General features: G+C 67.4%; 27 protein-coding genes, 1 tRNA gene and 1 pseudogene. 4 read left to right on the top strand and 25 right to left on the bottom strand.

Annotated features, from left to right (window positions below; translation table 11 throughout):
* The 6 genes from KQ310_RS01525 to KQ310_RS01500 form a co-directional block, all read right to left on the bottom strand.
* A partial coding sequence (locus tag KQ310_RS01525; protein ID WP_399237371.1) for a hypothetical protein occupies positions 1-213 on the bottom strand: 213 nt, incomplete at its 3' end.
* 105 nt (positions 214-318) lie between these two features.
* On the bottom strand, positions 319-690 hold the full coding sequence (locus KQ310_RS01520) for a hypothetical protein (protein WP_259720034.1): 372 nt from the start codon (positions 688-690) through the stop codon (positions 319-321).
* Entirely contained in the window at positions 687-1,358 is a 672-nt protein-coding gene (locus KQ310_RS01515; RefSeq protein WP_259720033.1) for a hypothetical protein, read from the bottom strand. Before KQ310_RS01515 ends, KQ310_RS01520 begins: the two co-directional genes overlap by 4 nt.
* A 221-nt stretch (positions 1,359-1,579) precedes the next feature.
* Complete coding sequence (locus KQ310_RS01510; RefSeq protein WP_259720032.1) at positions 1,580-1,879, bottom strand: hypothetical protein; 300 nt, start codon at positions 1,877-1,879, stop codon at positions 1,580-1,582.
* A 436-nt stretch (positions 1,880-2,315) separates the two neighbouring features.
* Positions 2,316-2,540: a hypothetical protein gene (locus KQ310_RS01505; RefSeq protein WP_259720031.1), complete on the bottom strand. Its 225-nt coding sequence runs from the start codon at positions 2,538-2,540 to the stop codon at positions 2,316-2,318.
* A 72-nt stretch (positions 2,541-2,612) separates the two neighbouring features.
* On the bottom strand, positions 2,613-3,161 hold the full coding sequence (locus KQ310_RS01500; RefSeq protein WP_259720030.1) for a L,D-transpeptidase: 549 nt from the start codon (positions 3,159-3,161) through the stop codon (positions 2,613-2,615).
* A gap of 152 nt (positions 3,162-3,313) precedes the next feature.
* Between KQ310_RS01500 and KQ310_RS01495 the strand changes: the two genes are divergently transcribed.
* On the top strand, positions 3,314-3,739 hold the full coding sequence (locus tag KQ310_RS01495) for a YccF domain-containing protein (protein WP_259720029.1): 426 nt from the start codon (positions 3,314-3,316) through the stop codon (positions 3,737-3,739).
* Here the strand turns inward: KQ310_RS01495 and KQ310_RS01490 are convergent.
* The 5 genes from KQ310_RS01490 to ftsH form a co-directional block, all read right to left on the bottom strand.
* Positions 3,705-6,962, bottom strand: coding sequence for a tetratricopeptide repeat protein (locus KQ310_RS01490; protein ID WP_259720028.1), 3,258 nt, complete (start codon positions 6,960-6,962; stop codon positions 3,705-3,707). The genes KQ310_RS01495 and KQ310_RS01490 overlap by 35 nt on opposite strands.
* A gap of 173 nt (positions 6,963-7,135) precedes the next feature.
* Positions 7,136-7,208: transfer RNA gene (locus tag KQ310_RS01485), tRNA-Ala, on the bottom strand.
* A 126-nt stretch (positions 7,209-7,334) separates the two neighbouring features.
* Complete coding sequence (gene lexA / locus KQ310_RS01480; RefSeq protein ID WP_259720027.1) at positions 7,335-7,970, bottom strand: transcriptional repressor LexA; 636 nt, start codon at positions 7,968-7,970, stop codon at positions 7,335-7,337.
* An 86-nt stretch (positions 7,971-8,056) separates the two neighbouring features.
* A complete protein-coding gene (argF, locus tag KQ310_RS01475) occupies positions 8,057-9,013 on the bottom strand; it encodes an ornithine carbamoyltransferase (protein WP_259720026.1) in 957 nt (318 codons plus the stop codon).
* A gap of 98 nt (positions 9,014-9,111) precedes the next feature.
* On the bottom strand, positions 9,112-11,022 hold the full coding sequence (ftsH, locus tag KQ310_RS01470; protein ID WP_259720025.1) for an ATP-dependent zinc metalloprotease FtsH: 1,911 nt from the start codon (positions 11,020-11,022) through the stop codon (positions 9,112-9,114).
* Between the two features lie 113 nt (positions 11,023-11,135).
* Between ftsH and KQ310_RS01465 the strand changes: the two genes are divergently transcribed.
* Complete coding sequence (locus tag KQ310_RS01465; RefSeq protein ID WP_259720024.1) at positions 11,136-11,918, top strand: potassium channel family protein; 783 nt, start codon at positions 11,136-11,138, stop codon at positions 11,916-11,918.
* Positions 11,919-11,968: 50 nt separating this feature from the next.
* Positions 11,969-12,214: a Nif11-like leader peptide family RiPP precursor gene (locus tag KQ310_RS01460; RefSeq protein ID WP_259720023.1), complete on the top strand. Its 246-nt coding sequence runs from the start codon at positions 11,969-11,971 to the stop codon at positions 12,212-12,214.
* 40 nt (positions 12,215-12,254) lie between these two features.
* On the opposite strand, the gene KQ310_RS01455 is transcribed toward KQ310_RS01460, so the two are convergent.
* The 7 genes and pseudogenes from KQ310_RS01455 to KQ310_RS01425 all read right to left on the bottom strand — a co-directional run bounded on the left by KQ310_RS01455 (position 12,255) and on the right by KQ310_RS01425 (position 21,159).
* A complete protein-coding gene (locus KQ310_RS01455) occupies positions 12,255-13,307 on the bottom strand; it encodes a mechanosensitive ion channel family protein (RefSeq protein WP_259720022.1) in 1,053 nt (350 codons plus the stop codon).
* A complete protein-coding gene (gene ribD, locus KQ310_RS01450) occupies positions 13,304-14,368 on the bottom strand; it encodes a bifunctional diaminohydroxyphosphoribosylaminopyrimidine deaminase/5-amino-6-(5-phosphoribosylamino)uracil reductase RibD (RefSeq protein ID WP_259720038.1) in 1,065 nt (354 codons plus the stop codon). The genes KQ310_RS01455 and ribD overlap by 4 nt, the downstream gene beginning before the upstream one ends.
* A 77-nt stretch (positions 14,369-14,445) precedes the next feature.
* Complete coding sequence (locus KQ310_RS01445) at positions 14,446-14,871, bottom strand: DUF3122 domain-containing protein (protein ID WP_399237365.1); 426 nt, start codon at positions 14,869-14,871, stop codon at positions 14,446-14,448.
* A 146-nt stretch (positions 14,872-15,017) separates the two neighbouring features.
* A complete protein-coding gene (locus KQ310_RS01440; RefSeq protein WP_259720021.1) occupies positions 15,018-17,603 on the bottom strand; it encodes a GH116 family glycosyl hydrolase in 2,586 nt (861 codons plus the stop codon).
* A gap of 51 nt (positions 17,604-17,654) precedes the next feature.
* Positions 17,655-17,906, bottom strand: coding sequence for a hypothetical protein (locus KQ310_RS01435; protein ID WP_259720020.1), 252 nt, complete (start codon positions 17,904-17,906; stop codon positions 17,655-17,657).
* A 142-nt stretch (positions 17,907-18,048) separates the two neighbouring features.
* A pseudogene (locus tag KQ310_RS01430) lies at positions 18,049-18,288 on the bottom strand (transposase); the annotation flags it as partial.
* A gap of 57 nt (positions 18,289-18,345) precedes the next feature.
* Positions 18,346-21,159, bottom strand: coding sequence for a PAS domain S-box protein (locus KQ310_RS01425; RefSeq protein WP_259720019.1), 2,814 nt, complete (start codon positions 21,157-21,159; stop codon positions 18,346-18,348).
* A gap of 274 nt (positions 21,160-21,433) precedes the next feature.
* On the opposite strand from KQ310_RS01425, the gene cbiE reads away from it, so the two are divergent.
* Positions 21,434-22,732: a precorrin-6y C5,15-methyltransferase (decarboxylating) subunit CbiE gene (cbiE, locus tag KQ310_RS01420; RefSeq protein WP_259720036.1), complete on the top strand. Its 1,299-nt coding sequence runs from the start codon at positions 21,434-21,436 to the stop codon at positions 22,730-22,732.
* Here the strand turns inward: cbiE and KQ310_RS01415 are convergent.
* From KQ310_RS01415 to KQ310_RS01385, 7 genes are read right to left on the bottom strand one after another with little or no spacing between them, the layout of a single operon-like run.
* Positions 22,714-23,373: a Na(+)/H(+) antiporter subunit B gene (locus KQ310_RS01415; protein ID WP_259720018.1), complete on the bottom strand. Its 660-nt coding sequence runs from the start codon at positions 23,371-23,373 to the stop codon at positions 22,714-22,716. The genes cbiE and KQ310_RS01415 overlap by 19 nt on opposite strands.
* Complete coding sequence (locus KQ310_RS01410) at positions 23,370-23,894, bottom strand: hydrogenase subunit MbhD domain-containing protein (RefSeq protein WP_259720017.1); 525 nt, start codon at positions 23,892-23,894, stop codon at positions 23,370-23,372. The genes KQ310_RS01415 and KQ310_RS01410 overlap by 4 nt, the downstream gene beginning before the upstream one ends.
* Positions 23,891-24,217: a monovalent cation/H(+) antiporter subunit G gene (locus KQ310_RS01405; protein ID WP_259720016.1), complete on the bottom strand. Its 327-nt coding sequence runs from the start codon at positions 24,215-24,217 to the stop codon at positions 23,891-23,893. The genes KQ310_RS01410 and KQ310_RS01405 overlap by 4 nt, the downstream gene beginning before the upstream one ends.
* Entirely contained in the window at positions 24,217-24,462 is a 246-nt protein-coding gene (locus KQ310_RS01400; protein ID WP_259720015.1) for a hypothetical protein, read from the bottom strand. Before KQ310_RS01400 ends, KQ310_RS01405 begins: the two co-directional genes overlap by 1 nt.
* Entirely contained in the window at positions 24,459-24,890 is a 432-nt protein-coding gene (locus KQ310_RS01395; RefSeq protein WP_259720014.1) for a Na+/H+ antiporter subunit E, read from the bottom strand. Before KQ310_RS01395 ends, KQ310_RS01400 begins: the two co-directional genes overlap by 4 nt.
* The gene (locus KQ310_RS01390) at positions 24,887-26,443 is read right to left on the bottom strand and encodes a proton-conducting transporter membrane subunit (protein ID WP_259720013.1); all 1,557 of its coding nucleotides are present in this window, start codon (positions 26,441-26,443) and stop codon (positions 24,887-24,889) included. Before KQ310_RS01390 ends, KQ310_RS01395 begins: the two co-directional genes overlap by 4 nt.
* Complete coding sequence (locus KQ310_RS01385; RefSeq protein ID WP_259720012.1) at positions 26,440-26,814, bottom strand: cation:proton antiporter subunit C; 375 nt, start codon at positions 26,812-26,814, stop codon at positions 26,440-26,442. Before KQ310_RS01385 ends, KQ310_RS01390 begins: the two co-directional genes overlap by 4 nt.
* Positions 26,815-26,847: the final 33 nt, after the last annotated feature.

Raw genomic sequence — 26,847 nt, 5'->3', positions numbered from 1 at the left:
GCTCAGCCAGCGCTGAGCGCGCCGCTGCCAGCTGGCGGCCAGGCAATGACCGAGGGGCAGCACGGTGTTCCAGCGGTCGAAACAGACGGTCTGACTCAGCAACAACCCGGCGACCATCCAGCCCAGCAGCACCAGGTGGCGCTGGTCGGCGAACCGGATGTGTTGACGCAGGAAGGAGATCAGCTCACGATGCAGCCGGGTCTGGGGATCCACGGGGGATTGGATTGGTGTCGCAGCCCCACGCTCCCATGGCTCCCCGCCCACCCAATGAGCTGAGACCCATGCTGTTGCAAGGGCTCTCAGAGATGTGTCGGTCAGTCAGGCACCGGCCTGGTGCTGCTGCAACCGTGCTGTTGAGAAATCAGCACGGTTGGCATAGCGGTGCTCGATACGCCAACTTTGGAAGGGATTTGTCGCCGGCAGGGCAAAGGTTGCCGGTTGCCCTTGGCGATAGGTCTCGTATCGATCCCAAATGCCATTGGCATGCTTCTGGTCGGCTCGGTCTGTCGGCTTATCGTTCAGAAAAGGCATGCCCCACTTCAGCATCAAAGCCTTGAGTCCGCACTCGGCGACTAGGCCATAGAGCTGATCAGCATTGGCCAGACATGCCTTTGCATTCAGTAGCTCGGCATCCAGCCAGTGGCGCTCCATGGCGTCAAGGAAATCAGTTTGGAAGCTGGGACTGCTCATGAGCTGGTTCCCCCCTGCCGAGCCCTGGCTTCTTCCTTGGCCCTGCGGCTGTAGTGGAGGTCGTTCCAGCGGTTGCCGTCGAAGTCTGCCGAAGCAGGCGCGGAGCCAGGCAAGCCAGAACCAAAATCGACGGCTTTTGCTGGGTTGTTCTCTTCCCATCCACTAACCCAAGGAAATTGATCAATGGGGCGTGAGGGTTCCTTGCCTCGGTCCTTCGCCCATTTGATCGTAGATGGCTTCCAGCGCAGGATGCCGGCGCCGGTCCGACCGCCCCTGCGCAAAGAAGCATTCATGAAGGGGCGAATGTTCAGGCGAACGCCGTCGTTGATGTCGGGGTCCCAGCCGATCGACTGATGCTTAAAAGGCTTCCAGCGCACGAAGATGTCGTAAGGAGGTTCACCCTCGAGAATCTTGTCGAGTTGCGTTTGCAAATCCTGGGCTGCGGCCAGTCGGTCATCAGCACCAGCTACGCCGTTCGATTGGCCTTCCTTTTGGAGATCCATCCAGTTTCCCAGATAGGTATAGGTAACAGCTTCAAGCGTTCGGCGACCTTCTCCATGCGGTGCTGCCATCTTGTGATAGTTCACCAGTGCACTGAATCCCTTAGGATGGCCATCCCAGATCTGCCAGATGAAGGGGCGGCTGTGGAAGAGCTTGCAGTGCTCCATGAAAAAACAATCCCGCAGCCAGGTGTCAAGATCTGGGGCGGCGGCCTTTGCCTTGTTATCCAGCCCCTCCTTAGACCTGCAGCTCACTCATCGGTACTTTGATCATCCCATCAACATGTCGTTGGTTGGAGCTTGAATTTCTGCTGGTAGATTTCACTCCTATGATTTCACCTCGTTGATTTCGATCAGCTTCCTTCAGGCTGTCGTGTCAACGGCTCAACTCAGGACTGACGCACCAGAAGATGACGGCGGAAGCCATCGAGCATCCGTAGCCGTGCTGGAGAGGACGTGCAGCGGCGTGAGGTGAGCAGATCCGTTGTGGTGGCAGCGATCTCGGCCACGGGCATGCAGCGCGACAGCTCCCGTTCGAGACGCTCGAACACCACGCTGGTCTCCACCTCATGGCACTGGCCTGCCTCCTGGGAGGTGGACCCGTGGGCGGGTGTGGCGGCGTTGCTGGCCATCAGCCCGTCCAGGGTGGATAGCAGGACAGTCCGCCGCCAGGTGAGGTAAGACGTCATCGGCTCCGCATCGATTCAGCGCAACACCAGTGTGATCACCTCGGCGGAGGCAACGCCAATCTGACGTGATCTTTCTTGATGCCGTGTGCTGATCACGATGCCATCTTGATCAGGTTTTCAACACGTCAAACCGGCGCCAACATGCCCTCTCTTGTGTGTCTTCAAGCACATCTCTGTCGGTTGATGGCCAATCCGCTGGTTCGCTCATTTGCCCCGTGGGGTTGCTGCCATGGGCTTGGCCGCTTCACCTGGTTCTGTAGAGCGCGGTTGGACGGCTGCCTGGCGATGCGTCTTTGGTGATCCAGTCGGGTTCGACGGGATCGTGGCCCGATGCCGTTAGTCAGCGGACACCCATCCCATGCCGAGCTGGCTGATCAGCGAACCCGCACCGACCGAACGTCACTCAGGCAGCGATCAAGCCTCTGCCAGCGATCGCTCAATCCGACGACGAGGGCTTTGCGGTGAGGCGGTCGTAGAGCCACCAGCCCATTCCTCCCCACACCACTGTCCAGCCCGCGAAGGTGGCGAGGGTGCCCAGTTGACCGGTCTCGAGCGAGTAGGCACCGACGTGGAGCAGTGCGGCGTCGATCAGGGAGCCGCCGATGCCCCAGCCCAGCACCCAGGTGAACAGAAAGCCGATGGCGGCGAGGTTGCCGGTCATGCTGTGCGCAGGTCCAGGGTTGGGATCAGAGCAATCTGCCGTGACCTGGGCAGCGCAGCCGACCGGCGCGACTCAGGGCAGGACTTCCAGTTCACTCACCCCGTGCTGCTGCAGCAACGCCGTCAGCGTCAGCAGATCCTCGGCCTCAATCATGCCGATGCAGCCATCGGTGCCGCTCTCGCTGCCGTGCCCCGCGCTCGGATCGAGATGGATGCCCAGGGCGCGGCGTTCGGTGGGGAACTGCGGCTCGAGGCCGATCCAGCTGATGCGGCCCAGCTCAACCGGCAGATTCTCGGACCCTGCCAGGGAGACGATCTCGGAGACGCGGTAGTGCCCGGGGGGCAGGGGTGAGCGGCTGCCGAGGCGATGGCGATCCGCCTGCTGCCGATCCGCCCGTCCCGAGAGCGCCGCGTAGGACCGCAGGGGTTCTCCCGGCAGCTCCAGCTGCAGTGCCCAGACGGGATCGCCACTGCCCGGCAGGACGCGATCGGTGCGGCGCAACCGCATCAGGCCGGCCGCCTCCGCCGCTGGGGCCAGGGCTGCCAGGCCCAGGCAGGCCAGCCCAAGGGCCACCCGAACCGCAGGGATGCCAGGAAGGAGCGGGCGCGTCGTCGACACCATGACGGCCAGGGCAGGGGAGCCGGTCGTAGCGCCGCCCTCACGGCCCCACCAGGGGGGGCGGGGTCAGCACTGGAAGTGCCCGCGCGCTGGTCATCGCCCTGGATGGAGGCCATCGTGTTGCTACCGATCAGCGGCAACTTGCCTGTCCCACCGTGAGCCTCCTTCTCAACATCCTCTGGTTTGTGCTCGGCGGCTTTGTGATGGGGGTGGGCTGGTGGCTGGCGGGCCTCGTCGCCGCTCTCACGATCGTGGGGATCCCCTGGGCACGCGCCTGCTTCGTGATCGGCAACTTCGCGTTCTGGCCGTTCGGCTATGAGGCCGTCAGTCGTCGGGAGCTCACCGGCCAGGGCGATTTCGGAACGGGGCCGCTGGGGTTGGTGGGGAATCTGATCTGGTTCCTGCTGGCCGGCTGGTGGCTGGCGATCGGCCACCTCACCTCCGCCCTGGCCTGCTTTGTGACCATCGTGGGAATTCCCTTCGGCATCCAGCACATCAAGCTTGCTTTGATCGCCCTGGCACCGATCGGCATGAAGGTGGTGCCGGTCACAACCCCAGCAGGGGCTGGTCGTTACCCGTGAGTTGCCAGGCCGCCCAGGCGCTGGGATCGCTCCAGTCTCTGAACTTGGGGCTGGTGCGAAATTCGTTCTGCACCTCCACCAGGGCGTCCATCGGGGCCAGGCCAGCCTTGAGGCGTTCGTAGTAGCGCTGCATGAAGTGCGCGGTGGCGGCATCCTCCACCTTCCAGAGCGACAGCAGCGTCGAGCGGGCGCCAGCCACGGTGAGGGCGCGCTGGAGTCCGTAGACGCCCTCGCCGCTCTGCACGCTGCCGCTGCCGCTGTCGCAGGCGGACAACACGACGAGCTGGGTGCCATCCAGGCGAAGCTGGGCGGCCTCCTTGGCGGTGAGATAGCCGTCGACGCGGTCGCTCTGGCGCGTGTTGGCACCGGCCAGGACGAGGCCGCTGTCGAGCAGGGGATCGCCGCCCGCTGACGGCCTGCGAAAAAAACCGTGGCTGGCGATGTGCAGAATCCTTGGCCCGTTGGCCTCCTGAAGAGCGGTGGTGGAGGCCGCCTTTCCGAGCAGCAGCTGGGCGCCGATCTGGTCGGCGATCCGCCGGCCTTCGATCAGGGTGCCGGGCAGGGAAGACCAGGGCTGGCTGCCGCCGAAATCGGGGTTGGCAAGCACCAGCGACCGTGCCGGTGCGACCGGTGGCAATCCTGCTGGCGATCCCGCTGGGGATAACCGAGTGGCAGGCAGCAGGTCGCGGCCGCTGGTGAGCAACCGCAAGCTGATCGCCTGGGCCAGGCGTTGCTGGGGCCGGCCTGGAGCGGGCAGAGCCGCGAAGGGCACGCGGTTGAGTTCGGCGTCGAGCGACAGAAACCAGCGCCGCCGGCCCATCAACTGGGGCTGGAGGGGGGTGATCAGGGTGTCGAGCAACTGTTGCCAGAGGGGCTCCACTGGCTCGACGCCGCGCTCGCTCACCACGAGAGCCCGCTGGATCAGCTGCTCGATCGGTGCCGCGGGGCCGAGGTCGACGCTGGATCTGGCCCCCGTGGGCTGGAGCACCAGGGCGAGGTAGCGCGGCTCACCCCAGCGGTGCTCAGGCTGCTGACGTCCGTCATAGGGGCGGTAGCGCTGAAACTCGATCAGAACGCCATCGCCTGGCAGGGCCTGCGCCACCTCGGCCGCCTCGACCAACTGCGGCGAGAGGGCGGGCAACTGGCGGTAGAGCTGCTGCTCGAGCTGCAGCCGTTGCGTCTGCAGGGCTTCCCGCCGGGGCGGCGGCAGGGTGAGGGTCGACAGCCTGGTGGTGAGGGCGGCGATCCGCCGGGTGAGGGCGCGCTGAGGGCCGGGGGCCCGGCTGAGCAGGGCCTGGCGGCGTTCGATGTCCTGGAGGAGCCCGTGGCGGTTGAGGCGGGTGAACAGGGCAAGGTCCGTGCCGCTGCTGGAGCGACCGGCCTGGGAGTAGGCGGCCTCCCAGGCATTGCCGAGGGTGCGGATCTGGGCCTGGCGCTGGGCCTCGGGCAGGAGAGGAAGTTCGCGCTGGAGGAAGAGGGTCTGGCCGCTGATGCCACGCCGCAGCAGGGCGACGGCCTGCGCTTGTCCCCCCTGGTTGCCCCGCAGCACGGCCAGGCTGATCAGGGCGCTGGCCGTGTTGGGGTGATCCGGCCCGAGAAGCCGCTCCTGGACCCGCAAGGCCTGCTCCAGCAGTGGGATCGCCTCGGCGGTGGCGCCCCGTGCCGCCAGCTGCAGGGCCAGGTTGTTGCGGGAGTTGGCGGTATCGGGATGATCCGGCCCCAGGGCTGTTTCCCTGATGGCCAGGGCGCGCCGATGCAGCGACTCCGCCTGCACTCCATCTCCGAGACGATCGAGCAACACGGCCAGGTTGTTCAGCGCCAGGGCGGTGAGCGGGTGATCCGGCCCCAGGACCTTGTCCCGAATGGCGAGGGCGCGGCGGGCCAAGGGTTCGGCTTCGTCGTTCCGGCCCTGTTCGCTCAGCAGTTCGGCCAGGTTGGCGACGGAGGCGGCGGTGTCTGGGTGATCAGGACCAAGGCTGCGCTCGCGGATCGCCAGGGCCCGTCGATAGCCCGTTTCCGCTTCCGCGAAGCCACCGCGGCTGCGGGCGAGGGCGGCCAGGTTGTTGAGGGCATTGGCGGTATCGGGGTGGTCGGGACCGAGGCTCTGTTCCCGGATCGCCAGCGCCCGCTCGTACAGGGGTTGGGCCTGAACGAACAGCCCCTGGGTGTCGAACAGCAGGGCCAGGTTGTTGAGGGCGGTGGCCGTGCTGGGGTGCGCTGGCCCCAGGGCTGTTTCGTTGATGGTCAGCGCCCGTTCGTAGAGCGCCTGAGCCGTGGCGTAGGCGCCGCGCTCCATCTGCAGCAGAGCCAGATTGCCGAGGCTGATGGCTGTCTGGGGGTGCATGGGGCCCAGCACCGCGTCCCGGATCTCCAGGGCCCGGCTGGCGAGGCGTTCAGCCTCTTGAGTGCTGCCCCGGTTGGCCAGCATCAGGGCCAGGTTGCTGAGCGTGCTGGCGGTGAGGGGATGGCGGTGGCCCACGCTCTGCTCCTGGATCGCCAGGGCGCGGCGGTAGAGCGGTTCGGCCTGGGCATAGAGCCCCTGGCTGTCGAACAGGGCTGCGAGGTTGTTGAGGGAGGTGGCGGTGGAAGGGTGCTCAGGTCCGAGGGTCTGCTCGCGGATGGCCAGGGCGCGCCGGTAGAGGCGTTCGGCCTGGGGGAAGCGTCCCTGGCCGTCGTAGACGGCGGCCAGGTTGTTGAGGGCTGCGGCGGTGTCGGGGTGGTTGGGGCCGACGGCCTGTTCCCGGATCGCCAGAGCGCGCTGGAACAGGGGTTCCGCCTGGCTGTAGAGCCCCTGGAGGTAGTAGAGCTCGGCCAGGTTGTTGAGGGTGGTGGCCAGGCTTGGATCCTGGGGGGGCAGTCGCCGCTGCTTGACCTCCAGCACGCGTTGGTAGAGGGGTTCGGCCTTGGCGTACTCGCCCGCCTGTACCCGCAGGGCCGCCACGTTGTTGATGGCCGCCAGGGTGTCGGGGTGCTCCGACCCCCGGCTCTGTGCCATCACGGCCACGACCTGCTCCCACAGGGTTGCGGCTTCGGCAAAGGCACCTCGTGCCTGAAGCTCGGAGGCTTGTTGAATCCAGGCCTGAACCGGAGCCGGTAGGGGCTCTGGTTCGGCCTCCCTGGGGGAGGCCACCCTGGGTTCAACCACTCTGGGATCAGCCAGTGCCGCTGCCATCGCCATCGGATGGAGCGTGATCACAGCCAGGAACAGCGGCGTCCAGCTCATGGGATGCGCTCCTGCTGCGACGCGTTCCTCATGGGAAAGGCTCCGCAGCCTGACGGCACAGGGCAAAACGAACGTGCGAATGCCGGCGAACAAAAAAAATCCCTCAGACAGCTGATCTGCCTAAGGAATCATCATGCCAATTGGAGCGAAGTCCAACCGCAGATCAAAATAAATGGAGCCAAGCGGATTCGAACCGCTGACCCCCTGCATGCCATGCAGGTGCTCTACCAGCTGAGCTATGGCCCCATACTTGCAAGAAACGAACGAAGTTCTGGTGACTTCGTTTGGCCCAGTGGACCCCGCTGCTCGCTTCGAGACTTTACACCGCAGCCTGTCCTGGCTGAATCGGTTCCGTCGAGCGGCTGGCCAGGCTCAGAGCTGGCGCCACACCGCCACGAGGCGGCCCTGGATCAGCACCTGGTCGGCGGGCAGCACGATCGGTGCGTAGGCGGGATTGGCGGCCTCCAGCCGGATCTGGGTTCCATCGGGATGGAAGTGCTTGAGCGTGGTGCCGCTGCCGGGCACCTGGGCGCTGACGATGGTGCCGGGGAGGATCCTCGTGGCATCGCTGACCGGTTCCATCAGCACCATGTCGCCATCGGCGATGTGGGCGCCCACCATCGAGTCTCCGTTGACGGTGAGGGCAAACAGGCCACGACTTTCCAGCAGCGGCGCGATGTCGAGCCGGTCCTGGACATCGTCGAAGCTTTCCACCAGCCCTCCGGCCGCAACAGCTCCGAGCACGGGGATTCCCTCGAGGCGCTCGCCCAGCAGCTGCAGGGTGCGGGCCTGGCCCTCCTGCCAGGTGATCCAGCCCTTCTGCTGCAGATGCCTCAGCCGGCTCTGGATCGGCGCCGGCGAACGCAGGCCCATCGCCTGCATCATCTGCCGGATCGAAGGACTGTGGCGATGGGCTGCGATGTAGCCCTCCAGCCAGTCGTACAACTCACGCTGGGCCGATGTGAGCGTTTCCAGGGTGGAAGCGACAGGAGAAGGGGGGGACGGCACGAATCATCAAGCACCTGATACATCTGTATCGCTCTGGGGCCACTTTTGTCCAGTGATCGGCTGGCCGGATTTGGACCCGGAGGAACTCAGAACGCCCCCAGCACCGCCGCCAGCAGGGCCTGCTGCACATGCAAGCGGTTCTCCGCCTGATCAAACACCCGGCTGGCGTTACCCTCAATCACGCCGGCACTGATCTCTTCGCCGCGGTGGGCCGGCAGGCAATGCAGCACGATCGCCCGACTGTCCGCCTCGGAGAGGAGCGCTTCATCCAGGCACCAGCCCGCGAAGGCCCGCTCGCGCTCCGTCTGCTCCTGCTCCTGGCCCATCGAGGCCCACACATCGGTGTAGAGGGCCTGGGCACCGCGCACGGTTGCCACCGGATCGTGCAGCACCTCCAGGCGGCAGCGACTGCCGGCCAGGCCACGGGCCTGCTCCACCACGGCTGGATCGGGCAGAAACCCCTCCGGACAGCCCACCCGCACGTTCACTCCCAGCAAGGCTCCGGCGATCAGGAGGGAATGGGCCACGTTGTTGCCGTCGCCCACGTAGGCCAGGGTCAAGCCCTCGATCCCGCCGAAGGCTTCCTGCAAGGTGAGGTAGTCGGCCAGGGCCTGGCAGGGATGTTCCAGGTCGGTGAGGGCATTGATCACTGGGATGGAGGCCCAGTGCGCGTACTCGGCCAGCTCCTGCTGGGCGAAGGTGCGGATCGCCAGGGCATCCACATAGCGGCTCAGCACCCGGGCGGTATCCGCAACCGGCTCTCCGCGGCCCACCTGGGTGACGGAGGGGTGGAGATCGACCGTCTGCCCACCGAGGCGCGCCATCGCCACCGTGAAGCTCACCCGGGTGCGGGTGGAGGCCTTGGTGAAGATCAGGCCCAGCGTCTTGCCGCCCAGGTCGATGCTGCGCCGACCGCTCTTGAGTTCGGCGGCCAGCTGCAGCAGCGCCAGGGTCTGATCGCCGCTCAGATCAGCGGAGGAGAGGAGATCAGATCCGCGCAGGCCGCTCAGCAGGAGGGCGAGGCTGGAGAGCTGGGAGGTCATCGCCCCATCTCAAAGAACCCTTATCCGGGATCGGGGGCCCCGCCGTCAAGGGCGGAGACCCGGAAGCCTCCCGGGCAGGACGCTTCCGGGTGTCGGACTCAGGCTGGGCTGAGCTGGTCCGCACAGCTCACCGACTCTTCCCCCTGGGGCATGGTGCTGGAAGCGAGCAGATCCTTGAGATCGTCGCCTTCGATCACCTCCTTCTCGAGGATCTTCTCGGAGATCGAATCGAGCAGCCCACGGTTGTGGTTCAGGATCGACAGGGCCCGTTCATGGGCCCGATCCACCAGGGTGCGCACCTCCTTATCGATCGCCTGGGCGGTGGCATCACTGACGACGCGGCGGGGGTTGCTGGGTCCGCCGAGGAAGCGGCTGCCGCCCTGTTTGTCGTAGGCGAGGGGGCCGAGGGTTTCGCTCATGCCGTAAGTGCCCACCATCTGCTCCGCAATGTCGGTGGCGCGCTGCAGATCATTGGCCGCACCGGTGGTCACGGCACCGAAGACGATCTCTTCAGCGCTGCGGCCCCCGAGCAAGGTGGCGATCTGCCCCTCCAGGTCGCCCTTGGAGTTGAGAAAGCGTTCTTCGGTCGGCAGCTGCAACGTGTAGCCCAGGGCTGCCATGCCACGCGGCACGATCGAGATCTTGGCCACCTTGCTGCCGCCTGGCATCAGGTGCCCCACGATGGCGTGCCCGACCTCGTGATAAGCCACCACTTTCTTTTCATCAGGCTGGAGCACGCGGCTCTTCTTCTCCAGGCCGGCCACCACCCGCTCGATCGCTTCGTTGAGGTCGCCCTGTTCCACACTGGTGCGGTAGACGCGGGCCGCCAGCAGGGCAGCTTCGTTGACCAGGTTGGCAAGGTCGGCGCCGGCGAAGCCACTGGTGGCCTGGGCGATCTTGTCGAGGTCAACATTGGCCGACAACTTCACCTTCTTGGCGTAGATGTCGAGAATCATCTTGCGGCCGGAGAGATCAGGCCGATCCACCAGCACCTGGCGATCGAATCGGCCCGGCCTCAGCAGGGCGGCATCGAGGGTTTCCGGCTGGTTGGTGGCCGCCAGCACGATCACCGGCTTGTCCTGGGCGGCGAAGCCGTCCATCTCGGTGAGCAGCTGGTTAAGGGTCTGTTCGCGTTCGTCGTTGCCGCCGACCACACCCATCGACCCGGAACGGCTCTTGCCGATGGCGTCGAGTTCGTCGATGAAGATGATGCAGGGCGCCTTCTTCTTGGCTTCCTCGAACAGATCGCGCACCCGGGCCGCACCGGCACCGACGAACAACTCAACAAACTCGGAACCCGAGATGATGAAAAAGGGCACGCCGGCTTCACCAGCAACCGCTTTGGACAGCAGGGTCTTGCCGGTTCCGGGAGGACCCACCAGCAGCACGCCCTTGGGAATGCGGGCGCCGATGGCGGCATAGCGCTCCGGGGTCTTCAGGAAATCGACGATCTCGGTGAGCTCCTGTTTAGCCTCGTCCACGCCAGCCACATCGGCGAAGGTGACGCGCGATTCCTCATCGGGCACGTAGACCTTGGCCTTGCTCTTGGTGAAGCTCAGCGCTCCCTGGGCTCCACCGCCCATGCCACTTCTCCTGGCGAAGAACTGAAGCACCAGAATGAAGATCAGCGGTGGCACCACCCAGCTCAGCAGCGTGGTGAAGAAATTGGGTTTCTTGGGCGGAGCAGCGGCGAATTCCACCCCGTGCTGCTCAAGGCGCTGGGGTAGCTCCATGTCGAAGATCGGGGTGGTGGCCAGCACCGACGGGGCGCCTTCTTCCTCCGGGCTCTTGAGTTCGTAGCGGATCTGGTCCTGGGTGATGTAAGCGCGCTGGACGTTGTCGTCGTTCACCTGGTCGATGAACAGCGAATAGGGCACCCGCGGCACCTGCTGCATGCCCTGCGACGGCAGGAAGTTGCTGAACAGCAACAGCACACCGAAGCCGATCAGCACCAGATTGATCACTCCGAAGCGCCGGTTCGGACCTTTGTCGTCCTGGCGGATGGCCATCGTCAGTCCTCCGTAGTCTGACCAAACTAAGGGTCCTTGCTGCAGGGGCGCCCCGAGAGCCGGGTGGGAGAACCGAACGGCGGCCCCACAATGCAGGCAACCGAGGCGGCTGCATGCATCTGCTGAGTCCAACTGATCTCAGTCCGGATCGACGCAGGCTGCGGCGGCATCGCTTCTACCGCAACCTGCTGCTGCTCGACCTGTTCATCCTGGCCTGCCTGAGCCTGCCGGCTCCCTTCAACCGGCTGGCCCATCTTCTCTACGGACTCCTGCTGCTGATTCTCAGCCTGCAGCTGCGCGAGACGCTGCGGCCCGGCGGCCGCCGCAGCAACGATCTGGCCTTCCGCCTGGTGGGCCTGGCGTGCCTGCTGTCGATGGTGTTCTGGTCGTTCACGCCGCTGGAGGCGCGCAGCAGCGGCCTTCCCCTGCTGCTGCTGATCACCGGCTTCATCGCCTGGAGCCTGCAGCGGCTGATCCTTTTTCTGTCGGAGGAAAAGCTGATCAACCAGAAGGTGTTGATGGGAGCCGTGGCCGGCTACGTGCTGCTCGGGCTCACGGCGGGCATGGTGGTGACGGTGCTGGAGACCGTGCAGCCTGGCAGCTTTCTCAGCGCCAGCGATCAACAGCCGCTCCTCATCAAAAGTGCCACCGGGGCAACGGAAGTGCCGTGGAACCTCGATTTTGTGCGGCTGACCTATTACGCCTTTGTCTGTCTCAGCACCCTGGGCTTTGGCGACATTCTTCCCAAAACGCCACCAGCACAGATGTTCACTGTGCTGTTCATCGTGGTGGGGCCGCTGTACATCGCGGTCGTGATGGGGATCCTGATCAGCCGCCTGACGGTGCAGGAAAGCGAGGACCAGAGGAGCCGCCCGCTGACGCGGGACGACCCTTGAGGATCAGGCACGCTGCCGGCTTAGGACAGAGTCACCCACCGGAGCCGCCCATGAGCCTCGATCAACTCGATGCCTTCCTCGCCCGGGCCCGCGCCGATGCCGACCTGCAGCAGCGGTTGAATCAGCCCCTGGACCTGGCGGATTTTCTGGCCCTGGCGGCTGAACAGGGCTACCAGCTCAGCGAGGGCGACGTGATCGCGGCCCAGCAACGTCAGGAGAGTGAGCTCAGCGATGAGGAACTGCAGCACCGCACCGCCAGCGAGGCCTGCCGTCTGCGTCACTTCATCCCCAGCTGATCCATCGCAAGGGATTCTCAGCCGCCAGCCTGGGAGCCCCTCAGCCCCCTATGGCCTGAGGGCTCACGTTTGGACTCCCGTTCTGGAACACCAGCCTGGTCGGGAAGGGCATCGCGGCGCCCTGGCTGGTCACGATCCGGCCGATCCGATGCAGGATCTCCTGCTGCAGGTCGTAATAGGCATCGGGACTGCCGCCACCGAAGCACTCCAGCCGTAGATCGAGGCTGGATTCGCCATACCCCACGAAATGCACCCGCCGCGGCAGGGCCTGCTCCACCCCCGGGCACTGGCTCAGTTCGGCGCGCAGGGCCGAGATGATCGGCTCCAGCAGGGGCTGATCGTCGTAGCGGATGCCGAACATCACCAGCACCTGACGGTGATCGCGGCGTGCGCCGTTGAGGATCGCCGAGCTGGCGAAGGTGGCATTGGGCAGGTAGAGCGGCTGCTGATCCGGTGTGATCAATTGCGTGTAATACAGCCCGATCACCTTCACCGTCCCCTGCAGGGACTGGCTCGGCACCTGAATGAAGTCGCCGATCACGAAGGGGCGGTTGACGTAGAGCATCACCCCGCCCAGCAGGTTTTCCACCAGGGTGCGGGCCCCAAACCCGAGGGCGGCCGCACCGAAGCCACTGGCGGTGAGCAGGAGCGTGGGCGACACCCCCATCAGGCGCAGCACCTCAAGCGTCGCCAGCAGCAGCAACGTTGCCGTGATCAGCTTGTTGAGCAGGTCCTGAAGAAAGTTGCGGTCTGACTGGCTGCACTGCTGCAACCACTCCAGGTTCTCGCCGGCATGGGCCAGCAGGGTGCCCTTGCAGCGCAGCACCGTCCAGACCAGCCCGAGGATCAGCACCACCTGGCGCACCTCGCTGCCGTTGCGGCTGAGATCCCAGCCGAATCGCAGGAACCCCCACCAGATCAGGGTGCCCAGCCCGATCGTGACGCTGACACTGAGGCGTGCCCGCAGCAGCAGCCGACGCGCCAGGCCGTTCGGTCGGGCCAGCCCGGCCAGCTGTTCGATCCCGATCCAGGTGACCAGGGCCAGCAGCAGGCCGCTCAACAGGAGGCCAAGGTCAAAGGGCAGCGAGATCACGAACCATGGACCTCCAGACGCCAGAGCAGGTCGGTTTCCAGCACTGACGGCGGCCTGGCCGTCCAGGCGGCCACCTGGTCCATCGCCGTGAAGCCGAGATCGTCCAGGGGGGTGCGGGCGGCCAGGCCCCCCATCGGTTTCGGTGCGATCACCGCCACGATCTCCTGCACGCTCCCGGCCCGCAGGGCCGCCGCGGCCAGGGCGGGGCCGCATTCCCACAGCACCTGGTTGCAGCCGCGCCGGGCCAGGGCCTCCAGCAGCTCGGTGGGTTCGCAGCGGCTCAGCACCAGCCGTTCCACGCCGCGGCGATCCAGTTGGAAGCGCCGCCGCGGCTGGGCCTCGTACCCGTGGGCCACCAGGGTTGGGGCGTCATCCTGGTCCCAGAGGCGGGCCTTCTCCGGCAGGGTCAGGCTGCGGCTCAGCACCACCCGCAGCGGCTCCGGCGAGCGCCGCCCCCGGCTGGTGAGCAGGGGGTTATCGGCTCGGACCGTGCCGCCGCCGACGATCACCGCATCGCAGCTGGCCCGCAAGCGATGTACCCAGTCCCGTGACGCACTGCCGCTGATCCACTGGCTGGCGCCATTGGCAAGCGCCGTGCGGCCATCGACGCCCATGGCCCACTTGAGGATGCCCAGGGGGCGACCGGTCTGGACCCGATGCAGAAAGGCGCGGTTGAGGCGCACGGCCGCCGCTTCCGCCACGCCCACGATCACCTCCAGGCCCGCTGTGCGCAGCTGGGCAATGCCACGGCCGGCCACCCGGGGATCGGGATCGGCCATGGCCACCACCACCCGCGCCAGGCCGGCGCGGATCACCGCCTGACTGCAGGGGGGGGTGCGGCCCTGATGGCAGCACGGTTCCAGGGTCACGATCAGGGTGCCGCCGCGGGCCCGCTCACCGGCCTGCACCAGCGCACCCACTTCGGCGTGGGATTCGCCGGCAGCGGCATGGAAGCCTTCGCCCACGAGCTGGCCGCTGCGATCCAGCACCAGGGCCCCCACCATCGGATTGGGGCTGGTGCGGCCGGCTCCGAGGGCAGCGAGCTGCAGGGCCCGTTCCATCCAGCCGTTCCAGTGGCTGGACGACGAGCAGAAGCCGGAGCCCGACCGTGGGCTCGGCAGAGGCGAGGTTGGCAGGCTCACGCTGGCTCCGCGGCGTCGCTGAGGCTGCGCCACTCCGCCACCACGTAAGGGGGCACCGGCAATTCGGTGAACACTCCCCTCAACTGCAGCCGCAGCGGCCGGTTCTGCTGCAGATCGGCAAGCAGGGGCTCCAGATCAAATTCAGCGGCCGCGGCCCGTCCATCGCCGGCCAGGGCGCTGCTGGCCAGGGTCACATCCGTCAGTTGCCAGCTGAGGCGGCCGCTGACCACCTGCAGGCTGGTGGGGTGGTCGAGCCTCACCTTGCCCGGGTATCCCACCAGGCGCAGGATCAAGGGGCCACCGACCGGACCCTGGCGGTAGGCCACCACCTGCCAGCTCTGACCGTCGAGGTCCCGCAGGCTCTCGAGGCTGCGCACCACCGGGATGCCGTTCTGATCGGGATGGGCATGCAGCTGGGCCATCGCCAGCGCTGGCCAGCCCAGCCAGCAGAGCAGCCCCAGGATCAGGGCAAGGCCAGGCTGGAGCGGACGGGCCCAGCACCGATCTGCCCAGCACCTTTTGAGTTTGAAAAGGCGGGGCTGCCTGGCGATCGCGGACAGAGAAGCGCTCAAGCTGGCTGCTCCTTGTTCAACGGCCAGGGGGCTTGCTCCGCCGCGCCGGGAATCGCCTGCCAGTTCGTGTGGGTGGCCCACAGGGCCCAGATCGCCATGGCCCGGAGGTAGTGGCAGGCGCGGAAGGTGTTCACCGCCGTGATCGCCTCGGGGGTGCGGAACTGCAGGCCGCCCCCATACACCTGCTGCACCACGGCGCCGGTGATCGCAAAGGCGGTGCTGCTGTCGCCCATCAGCCGGTAATAGGCGGCCAGGCCGAAGTTGATGCCCGTCCATACCTCCAGCGGGTGGGTGCCATTGGGATCGAGCGGCGTGCCGTCGCGGCGCAGGCCATTGGCCACACCGAGGCTGCCACCCCTGAACCCCTCGAAGCAGGCCTCCTTCACCGCCTTGAGGGCGGAGCGGGCCCGATCGTCGGCCACCACGGCGGGCAACCCGAGCAGGCGGGCGTAGAAATCGCCGCAGAGCTGGTCGGCCATCACCACGGGGGTGCCGCTGCCGGCATCAATGGCGTAGTACTCACCGTTCCAGAGCAACCGGTCGAAATTGGCGCGTGACTGCTCCAGCCAGCCGCTGAACTGCCGTTGCTCCTCCGCGGTGTCGAGACCCAGCTCCAGCTGGAGGCGCTGGCCCATCGCCAGGGCCGCTTCCAGGGCCGCGATCCAGAGGGCGCCGCAGTAGGCGCTCACACCCTGCAGCGGCCAGTCGTCGAAGGTCTGATCCGGCGCGCCGCCGTTGTCGGGCAGGCCGTCGTCGTTGGCGTCGAAGGTCTTGAGGTAGCGCAGCGCTTCGACGGCCGCCGGCCAGCAGTCCGCCAGGAAGCGCAGGTCTTCTCCGGTCGGCGCGAGCCGGAACGTGCGCCAGACCTGCAGCACGAAATCGCTGGCCAGATCCTTCCAGAGATTGCAGTCTTGATAAGCGGTGTAGTTGGTGGCGTCCCAGGGCCGTTCGTTGGGGGCCCCGAGGTCATGGGGTGTGGCGCCAGCCACCTTGCGGGCGGCCTCGACGCGGCCCCGCCCCTGGGTGAAATACCAGCCGATCGGCCGCGGTGTGGGGTCGGTGGCCGGGATGGCACGGGCGAAGCTGCGCAGCACGCTCTTGTCCAGTTCCGGCCAGAGCTGCAGCAGGGCAAAGGAGCCGTAGAGCCGCACGTCGAGGCTCTCGTACCAGGCGTAGTCGAGGCACTCCAGCACCCCGAAGCGGCCCACAGGATCGGCGGGGCTGGCGGCGGTCCAGAGGCTGCCGCCGCTGGCCAGGTCATAGAGCTCGTTGAACAGGGCCATGCGCAGCGGCTCCGGCAGGTCGGTGCGCTCCAGCACGGGCTGCTGCCAGGCGTCGATCCGCTCCAGCCAGCCTCGCCAGTCCCGCAGGGCTTCTGCGGCGATGGCGGCGGCATTGTTTCCCCCCGCACCGAAGACATCGGTGTAGCGGCGCAGGGCGGCCGTGCCGCTGGCGAAGGCCGTGACCGGCAGGTCCCAGCTGATCACCACCGGGATCTCGACCGTGGCGCCAGGCTCCAGCCGCAACTGCACCGCCAGGGCGGCGCTGGCGGGATCGTTCTCCGCGCTGCGGCGGTCGTTGTTGCCATCGGGGATGGAGCCATCGCGGGCGAAGGGCTCCCAGAGTTCGGCGCCACTGCCGGCCGGGTTCCAGCGGCTGCAGCGCTGGATGCGTGCCCCGGATACACCGCCTTCCGCCAGGGCTGCCGCATCGGGCACGGCCAGGCACCACTGCCCTTCCCCTTCGGCGATTGGCTCGCTGCGCTCTCCTTCCAGCAGGATTCCCTGCAGGCCCGGCTGATCGATCCAGCGGTTGCGCTGGCCGCGGCTGTGGCCGATGGCGGGCACGTAGTTGTGCTCGGGGCTGCCGTCGTCGCGGAACTTGACTGCTGCTGTGGGATCGGTGTTGCGGAACCAGCCCACGGTGTTGCGCCAGCTCAGCAGCAACGACAGGTCCAGGGGGCGGTCGGTGGGGTTGTGAAGTGTCCACACGAACACCGCCACCGGATAGCTGCTGCGCTGGTAGTCGCCCGGCAGGATCGGGCTGAAGGCCTCGCAGCTCAGCTCTGCGGCGAACACACCGCTGTAGTGGGTGGCGCTGAGTGGGTAGCGGGCGGCGTAGGTGCCGGTGGTGGTCTCGGCGGTGCTGGCGGGGTACCAGCTCCAGCTGGTCAGGGGCTCGCCCGCCTCGGGCCGGGAGGCGTCCAGCGGTGGCTTCACCGCCAGGGCATGGGCGCGGCTGCTGCTGCCATCGCTCTCGAACAGGGCGAACTGGCAGTCCGGCAGGGTGCCGAACCAGTGCTCGCCGCCGTCCAGGTGCCAGAGGTTGACGCTGCCATCCGGGCCGCGGCCGATGCAGCCGGCTCCGAATCCCCCCAGGGGCATGCCGTGGTTGGGGCCGTCGTCGAGGTTGCTGGCGTAGCGCACGGTGTAGGGCGCCTGCCAACCCAGACCGAAGGGTCGCGACCAGCTGGCCACCGGAGGCTTCCAGGCCGTGCCGGCGCTGCGGCGGGACCCTTCAGCCGGACGGGATCCGGCGTCCCGCAGCAGCGATGTCAGGGCGGACAGGCCAAAACGCGCCATGCAGGTTCTATGGATGCCCCCAGCTTGTCAGAGCTGGGTTGTCCCGATTGATCACGGCTGCCGCTCCTGCGGTGTCGGCGCCGGGAAGCCCCCATTCACTTCCTGGTCCACCAGGGCATCGAGGGTGACGGCGGAGCGCACCAGGGCCTGATAGCGCTGCACCACCCGGCGGTTGCGCTCGATCCAGGTGCCGGCATCGCCATTGGGCAGGCCGGCACCGTCGCCGGAGAGCAGCTCCAGGTCGCCCTGCTGGGCCAGCAGGGCGAGCACCAGATCGTGGATGCGCTGGCGGCGGTCATGCATGGCGGAGCGGCCGACGGACTCCTGAGGGAACGGACGTGAGCATCATGGCCAGCACGGGCCGTGGCAAGCCCTGCTGTGGGCCGTAAGCCCGAGGCTGAACAATTCAACAGGCAGGAATGGTGAGATCGAGGCAGGAGGCAGGAGCCTGCATGATCGTGCCGGCCGTGAGCGTGGCCCGATGCCTGCAGCGGCGGCACTGATATCGCTTGTGACGCCTGCCTTCGATCAGGCCGTCCCCCTGCGCTGCGCAACGCGGACATCGAAAGCCATCGGGCCAGCGCGCCTTCTCCAGAGCAGCCTCACCTTGCTGCTCGGTGCCGTAAAGCCGCTGGAACTCAAGTAGCGACAGGCATTTTGGGAACTGGATGCTGTTGCGCGCCATGACCAGACCGGTGAGCGCTGGCCGTGATGCCAACGGCGACGATCTCGGCCCTGGAGATCACCGGCCGGCAGGCCGGATTCCGATCGCCATCACCTGATCCCGCCCCTTCTGCTTGGCGGAGAACATGGCGCCATCCGCCCGGGCGATCAGGTCGTCGATGGATTCATCGGGCTGGGCCAGGGCCACGCCCACGCTCACGGTGATGTGCGCCTCCTCCCCGCCCGGGAGCGGCACGGGTTCGCGCGCCCGCTGGCGCAGCTTCTCGGCGATGTCGATCGCATCCTCGAAGCGCTGCAGGCCGGGCAGCACCACCAGCAGCTCATCGCCGCCGATCCGGGCCGCCACATCCGAAGCGCGCAGACAGGAGCGCACCCGCTCCGCCATCGCCCGCAGCACCGCATCGCCGGCCTGGTGGCCGTAGCTGTCGTTCACATGCTTGAAGTGATCGAGATCGCAGAACAGCACCGCCAGCTCCCTGCCCAGGCGCTGGTTGCTCTGCGTGAGCCGTCGGATCTGGCTGAACACCTCGTCGCGGTTGAGCAGGGCGGTGAGGCTGTCGGTGGAGGCGCGGCGTTCCAGTTCTCGCTCGGCCGCCAGCTCCGTATCGATCAGGTGGAAGCTGCACACCCACCCCTCCTCGGCGCCGCTGGCGCCGTGAAACGGGCTCCAGCGGCACTCGATCCAGTGGGGAGTCCCGTCCTGGGCGCAGATGCGCTCGCGGCTCACCTGCGCTCGCCCCTGCCCTGGGGTAGGGGGCCCGATCAGCGGCCGCCGCTCCGGATCGAGGCTGGGCAGCACCTCCTGCAGCCGCCGCCCCACCCAGGCATGGCTCGGCCAGCCGAGCACCGCCAGCAGGGAGGGCGACACCCACAGCACGGTGCCATCGCTGGCGCAGTGCAGCACCACATCGGACACGTTTTCGGCCAGGAGGCGGAACCGCTGCTCCGAGGCCGCCAGGCGCTGCTGGGCCAGGGCCCGCTCCGTCACATCCCGCCAGGTAAGGCTGAGCACCTCGCCCACCTTCACGGCGCGGATGTCCACATGGCGGTCGCCCCCCAGCCGTTCATGGTGGCGGTAGAGGAAGTTGTCGAGCGACAGGGACTCTCCTGTGCTCAGCACCTTCCAATAACTCTCCAACAGGCCATTGCTCCCATGGCCGGGCCACAGGCTGAGCAGCGAAGCGCCCACCATCTCCTCCGGAGCCATGCGGTTGTAGACGGCGGCGGCGGGGTTGGCGTGGACCACGCGCAGATCCTCGAGGCGTCCTTCCCCATCCCTGATCGGCTCGAGCATCACGTGCGGATCCAGCAGGGAATCGAGGGTGGTGCGCAGCCGCTGCTGTTCGCCTTCGAGTCTCTGCTGGGTGTTCACCAGCTCGGTCACGTCGTAGTTCACGCCGAGCATGCGCACCGGGCGGCCCTGGCCGTCGAAGCTGGTGTGGGAGGCCGCCTGGAGATGGCGAATCGAGCCATCGGGCCACACCACCCGGAAACGGGGCGCATACTCCCGCTCTCCCCGCAGGCCCGCCTGGATTTCCGCCTCGGCGTAGGCGCGGTCGTCGGGGTGAACGGCGGCGGCCCAGGCCTCGTAAGCCCCGGCGAACTGATCCCGGCGGCGTCCGTAGAGCTGGTACATCACCGGATCCCAGGTGAGCACGTCGTGCACGGGATCCCAGTCCCAGATACCCACCACGCCCGCTTCTGCCGCAGCCTGGAGGTAATCGCTCTTGGCCACGATTTCGGAGATGTCGATCAGTTCCACGAGCACGTGCCGCACCACCCCGGAGGTATCCCTCACGTTGCTGAGCCTCAGGCTGGCCCAGCCTGAAAAGCGCTCGCCCCGGCGCAGCCGCAGATGCAGGCGGTGATGCTCGAGTTCGCCCTGCAGCAGCGCCGCCAGCATGGCGGCCCCGCTGGCCTCCCCAGCGGCTGGGCCCCGCAGGGCGGTCGTTTCGGCCTCCTCCGGAAGGTACGAGGCCAGAAACTCCGGCAGGGTTACGTTCTGCAAGGAGACGGGATCACACCCGATCTCGGAACAGAACTCCTGATTGGTGAGCAGAAAGCGCCCACTCCCTGGGGCACAGAAGGCCAGGCCCACCGAAGATTCCTCCGCACTCAGGCGGAACAGCTCCTCGGAGCTGGCCAGGGCCTGCTCGGCTTGCTTCTGGGCCGTGATGTCGATGAGCTGGCCGATGAAGAAATCCACCTCCCCGCTGGGCAGCCGGGAGCAGGACACATGCGCGTCGATCCAGATCGCTGCGCCATCTGCGCGGAGATAGCGCTTCTTGATCCGATAGTTGGAGCGCAGGTTGGCGCGCATCTCCTCCAGGAGGCCACGCTCCTGCTCGAGGTCGTCCGGGTGGGTGATGTCCTCCCAGGACAGGGCGCAGAGGGTTAGGGCGTTGCGGCCGAGGATCTCGCAGAACGCAGGATTCACCTGGAACAGCCGGCCGCTGGCATCCGCCAGGGCCACGCCGGCTGCTGCGTTCTCCAGCGTCAGCTTCAAGATCAGCTCGCTGCGGCGGCGCTTCTCCAGTTCCCGGCAGCGCAGGGCGCAGAGGTATAACGCCAGCGCCGACAGTGCACCCAGCCCGATCAAGGAGCTGATGAAATGGCCCGAGGGGAAGAAGCCTCGGTGTAGGCCCGAGAGGATCGCCATCACGCAGGCCTGCGTGATCAGGGGCACCATCTGCCGGGGGGTAACAAAGCCTGCCGCGAGAACCACCGGCAGGAAGTAGTACGGCAGAAGGGGAAACTCTTCCGGCAGGACCAGGGCCGCGACGAACACCGCGGTGATCGCCAGGGAGAACATCCAGAGCAGGCGCCGGCTGGCGGCGCCGTGGTGAGGGAGAGCCCCAGGGCTGAGGTTCATGGCAGCACCTTTGGTGGCATCTGCACCGACCTCCTCAGCCATCGTTGGTTCCAGTCTGCAGCGGCCCTGGGATTCAACCGCTCTGCAGGAGAGCCGTCCCGCAGGCTCGCGTCCCCCGAGCTGTCCCTGGACACCATTTTCCTGGGGGCAGATCGGCCGCACCGTGGCCCGGAGCCCTGGTTGCGTGAGCATCATGGCTTCAATTGCAACGGGCAGCCTGGGCAGCGAGCAGGAAGCGAACGAGCGCAGCGTGCCGGCAGGGATACAGCAGGGAGTGTTGGACGTGATCGGCACTGACGCCGCTGGTGTCAGCGGTTTGCCGCCCCGAAGCCTGGCGCTGGTGCGGGGCGCCAGGCTGGTGCTGGCCCCGGCGCGGTTGCTGGGGGAGCTGGCCCCCTGGTGGCAACAGGAGCAGGCAGCCGGCCGGGTGCCTGCGGGCTTGGAATGCCCCGAGCTCCTGGCCAGCGACAGACCGGAGCAGATCCATCGCCCCATTGAGCAGGCCTTGGCGACTGGCCGGCCGGCGGTGCTGCTGGCCAGCGGCGATCCCCTCTGGTTCGGCATCGGCCGGATCCTGCTGCAGCACTTCAGCCCGGAGCAGCTGCGCTTCCATCCCGCCCCCAGCTCCCTGCAGCTGGCCTTCGCCCGCCTCGGCCGCCCCTGGCAGGACGCCAGCTGGATCAGCCTGCATGGCCGCGATCCTGAGCCGCTGGCGGCGGCGCTGCAGAAGCGCCCTGCCGCCCTGGCGGTGCTCACCGATCCGGCCCGCGGTGGAGCGGCTGAGGTGCGCAGCCTGGTGCGGGCCTCGGGTCTGGAGGCGGCCTATGGCTTTTGGCTCTGCGAACGGCTTGGGCATCCAGCCGAGCGGGTGCAGCGGTTGGCGCCTGCCGCGGCCCTGCCGGCGGATCTCGATCCGCTCCATCTGGTGGTGTTGCTGGCGGAGGCGCCGCTGCCGACGGATCCGCTGGCCCTGACCCTGTTCGGGCTGGCCGATGGGCTCTGGCTGCAGCACGCCGACCGCCCCGGCCTGATGACCAAGCGGGAGGTGCGCATCCAGCTGCTGGCGGACCTTGAATTACCGCCCAGTGGTGTGCTCTGGGACCTGGGGGCGGGGGTGGGCACGATCGGCCTGGAGGCGCTGCGGCTGCGGCCGGCCCTGCAGCTCTGGGCTGTGGAGAGCCGAGGTGGATCCAGCGCCCTGATCGAAGCCAACGCGGCACGGCTGGGCGTCCGACCGGCCGCCATCCTCGAAGGCCGGGCACCAGCAGTGCTGGAGCAGCTGCCCGACCCCGATCGGGTGCTGATCGGCGGCGGCGGCAGGGATCGGGGCCCGATCCTCGAGGCTGTGATGCGGCGCCTGCGCCCCGGCGGCAGGGTGGTGATTCCCCTGGCGACTCTGGAAGCCCTGGCGGACCTGCGGCCCCGGCTGGAGCAGGCCGGTTTCTGCCTAAGCGTCAGCCAGCATCAGGCCTGGCGCGGCGCTCCGTTGGCCGAGGGCACCCGCCTGGCGCCGCTCAATCCAATACTGGTGCTGAGCGGAACCAAGCCAGCCCCTCAGAGCAATCCGCGGTAACGCACGAAGAGCTGCACCATCGCCCAGGAGCCCAGGGTCACCTTGAGGGCAACCAGGATGTTGAGCAGGGGAATCAATCCTCCACTTGCGAGGCTGCCGAAGGCCCCCTGCGGCGGCTCGAGACCATCCAGGGCCAGGAACGCCAGCAGCACGAAGGCGATCACGGCGCCCTTTTCCCACAGATCGGCCCGGTAGCGCTTGTAGAGACGATCAAAGGCAGCGGCGGATCCACTGATCAGCAGCAACCCGATCGCGGTGCCGCCGGCGACCCCGGCGGCGAAGCCTCCCCCGGGGGAGAGATGGCCCCGCAGGGCGAGTTCCACCCCGATCAAGGCTGAGATTGTCGCGCCCAGGCGGCAGAGCGTCACCGAGGGTGGATCGTCGAGGGAGCGGACCCGCGTTGCGGCGACCTCGCCGGCAAGCACAAAGCGAACGCCCAGTGAGGCCAGGGTGAACACCACCACTTCGGCGACCGTGTCGTAGAGGCGGGTGTGGAGAATCACGCCCGACACGAGGTTGGGAATGCCGGTCTGGGAGGCGATGCCGGCCAGCAGGGAACTCACCGACTCGGCCACGGGCAGGGGCGAGCTCAGGGGCGCCAGGCAGAGCGCGATCGCCGCCAGCAGGTAGAGCCAGGTCATGGCCGCGGCTCCAGCACCAGCTCACCGCCGTCGTCCTGCCAGCGATGGAAGCCCTCCAGAGCCCGCAACTTCTCCGCCAGCTGGGGGTTGACGAGCACCAGCCGTTGCCCCTGCTCGATGCGGCCGTGGCAGGGCAGGGGTCCGCTGGCGCTGGCCTCAGCCCTGGAGAGCAGGCGAAGACGAAGGTGCAGGGGCTCCAGCCAGGTGCGCAACAGCTGGATCCGCTCCTCCCCCAGGGGCTCGCCCTCGGGCACGGACAGCAGCAGCGCCATCGAGGAACGCAGGGCCACGGCGTAGAGCGTTGTCGAGAGCAAGGTGCCCACCAGAGCCTCGGTCAGGGCGACATCGGGAGCCCCGAGCAGGGCATAGAGCAGCGTGGCCACGGATCCCAGGATTCCGCGCAGCACAAGGGTCTGGTAGGGGTTGGACTGGCTCACCAGCAGGACGGCGGTGAGTGGCAGCAGGGCCGTGATCGGCAGCAGCAGGTCGAGATCGCTGGCCAGGGTGAAGACCTGGTTCATCGCGGTTCCTCCTGCGGGTTGCGGGAGAGGCCCGTAGGCCTTCTGCGCGGCTGCGAACAGGTTGCCAGCACGTAGCCGAAAATCGTGTTCCACAGCATCAGCGCCAGCAGCCCCAGGGTGAGCAGCGGCCACTGCCGCGGGATGCGCAGCAGCAGACCCAGCAGCATCAGGGCCGAGCCGAGGGTGTCGGCCACGGAAAGGGCATGGAGCTTGCGGGCATAGCTGGATGTCTCCAGCAGGGGCCAGGTCCCCCAGAACCAGAACACCAGGCCGATGCCAAGCAGCAGCAGGCTGGCGGTTTCACTGATGGCAGCCAGGCCCATCACCGCTCCTCCCGCAACAGATTGGCGAGCAGCAGCATGCCGGCATTGCCGGCGCTCAGCACAATCACCCCCACCAGGCCGAGCATCCAGTCGCTGCGCACCACCGAGACGACGAGGATGATCAGGGCAACCTTCGAGGCGATGCTCGAGAAGGCGGCCAGCCGGTGCCAGACATCCTGCTGGCGGCAGGCAACGGCAATCGGAATCACCAGGGCCAGCACCATCCCCCAGAGCAGCACGGTCATGGGGTCTCCTCGGCTGGTGGCCTGAGCGTCTGCCGCCGGGGAAGCAAGGCATGGACGCGGTAATGCTGGCCATCGGGCTCCAGCCCCAGGGCGATCGTGAACGGCGTGAGGGTGATGCGGAACACATCCAGGAACATCAGCAGCGGGATGGTTCGATCCGTCACCGGTTCCCGGACCATGCGCTCCTCCAGATCGGAGGCCACCATCAGCCTCAGGGCCTCGCCATAGGCCCGGGGGACGGCCACCAGGCTGAGCCAGAGGGCGCGCAGCAATTCGCGCAGGGGCAGCGGACGGGAGCGGGCCCTCGGTAGTGCCAGGGCCACGGCCACACCGATCAGCAGATTGAGACGACTGAGATCGGCGGTGAGCAGGCACCAGAGCAGCAGCCGGAAGCTGGTGCTTAACAGCAGGGGCAGGAGTCTCCTCATGGCTGCAGCGCCACCATCAGGGAGGCTCCGACGATCCCGACGCTGCCGACAAGATCCTGGAAACGTTCCAGGTCTGGCAGCCTCAGCTGGCCCAGTCGGCGCAGAGGCTCCAGGGTGCGGTGGACGACCAGGGCCGCGAGCAGAACCAGGGCGGTCTTGGCGGCAGCCTTGAGGATCGAGCTTGCCAGTTCAGCCATCGAGGCTGTCGCACCAACCCAGGAGGCCGTCCCTCCCCACCCAGCGATGGGCAGCAGCACGGTCAACAGCAGCAAGGCCGCCAGCAACAGAACCACTCCGGCAGACCAGGAGGCCTCCAGTGGGGCTTGCTCGGAAGCGGCGCCTGATCCGGCCGGATCCTTGGCAAGCGCGACCGAGATGGAGGTTCCCCAGAGGCGGGCGTACACCGCAGCTGTGCCCACCATCAGCACCGTGGTGACCAGGGCCGTTGGCCCGGCAATCGCCTCATCCAGTTGTTGCTTGGCGAGGTAGCCGAGCAAGGGCGGCGCCCCCACGATCGAGAGGGACGCGATCCACAGGGGCCAGGCGACGGCCGCCGGCAGGGGCCGGCTGGTCCAACCCAGCAGCTGGCGGCTGGGGAAACGTCGCGCCACCAGGAAGAGAGCGGCCTTGGCCAACCCATGGGCCAGGGCATAGAGACCAGCCGCTGCCGGCACCAGAACCACAAAGCCCACCTGGGAGAGGGTGCTCCAGGCCAGCAGGCGCTTGGCATCGGTCTCCACCAGCGCGAACAGGATGCCGAGGGCCGCACTGGCCAGGCCGATCGGGACCATCACGGCCGAAAGAGATGGCATGCCATCGATCAGGCGCACCAGGGGACAAAGGCCGCCAGCGACCACCACGCCGGAGAGCAGGGCAGACACCTCCGCCGGCGACTCGGCATGGGTGCGCGGCAGCCACAGGCCGGAGAGGAACAGACCGGATTTGGTGAACAGGCCCACCAGCAGCAGGGCGAGTGCACCACCACCGCTGGTGAGGGCCACCGCTTCGAAGCGGAAGCTGCCCTGCTGGAGATAGATCACCGCGGCACCGATCAGATACAGGGTCATCACCGTGTTGCCGATCAGCAGATAGCGAAGCCCCACCCAGAGGCAACGGTCCGATCGGCTGGAGAGCACGAGGAGGAAGGCACTGACCCCCACCACCTCCAGGCAGACATAGAGGCTGATCAGATCGACGCTGACGAACGCTGAATTGAGGCCGCCCTGCAGCACCATCAGCAGCAGCAGAAACGGCCCTGCGGTCGGCCGTTGCCAGCCATCCAGCAGCACGGCGCCACAGACCAGGGCGTTGAGCAGCAGGAAGGGAACGGCCAGGGCATCGGGCGCCAGCGCGACCCCATCAGGGCCGAGCAGCAGGAGCGTGGCCGGCATGGCCTGCAGCCCAATCGCCGCGGCGATGGCGGCAGTGGCCAGCACACAGCCCAGGGCCAGCCAGCGAGCCAGCGCCGGCAGCAGGGCGGCCAGGAAAGCCGCCAGGAACGGCAGCAGCAGCCATGCCGTCAGGATCGTCTCCGGGGAAAGGGCAGCGATCACCGTGTCTCCCTGACGTCGAAGCTGGCCAGATCGAGGCAGGGATCACGGAGGGAGAGACGCGAGATCACCACCAGCAGGAGGGCCTGGATCGACAGGCCGATCACGATGGCCGTGAGAATCACCGCCTGTGGGATCGGATCGGCCCAGGCCGACGCCCCCACCGCCTGGATGGCCCCATCCGGCGTTCGTCCGAGGATGGGACTGCGCAGGCCCGAGCGGGCTGCCAGCAGCACAAACAGCGCCACCACGGCACTGCCCATCACATCCATGGCGAGAACCTTGAGGAAGAGGTTGCACCGCAGCAGCAAGCCCACCAGTCCGGCCAGCACGGCCAGGAGAATCAGCAGTTCCAGAAGCCGGAAGGCTTCCATGCGATCAGATGGCCCGGGGGACAGCCGAGACCG

Source organism: Synechococcus sp. CS-1328 (genome assembly GCF_025128095.1).
In the GTDB taxonomy this organism is placed as follows: Bacteria; Cyanobacteriota; Cyanobacteriia; order PCC-6307; family Cyanobiaceae; genus CBW1002.
Note: the sequence above shows the minus strand (reverse complement) of the source record. Positions and strands in the feature narration are given on the sequence as shown.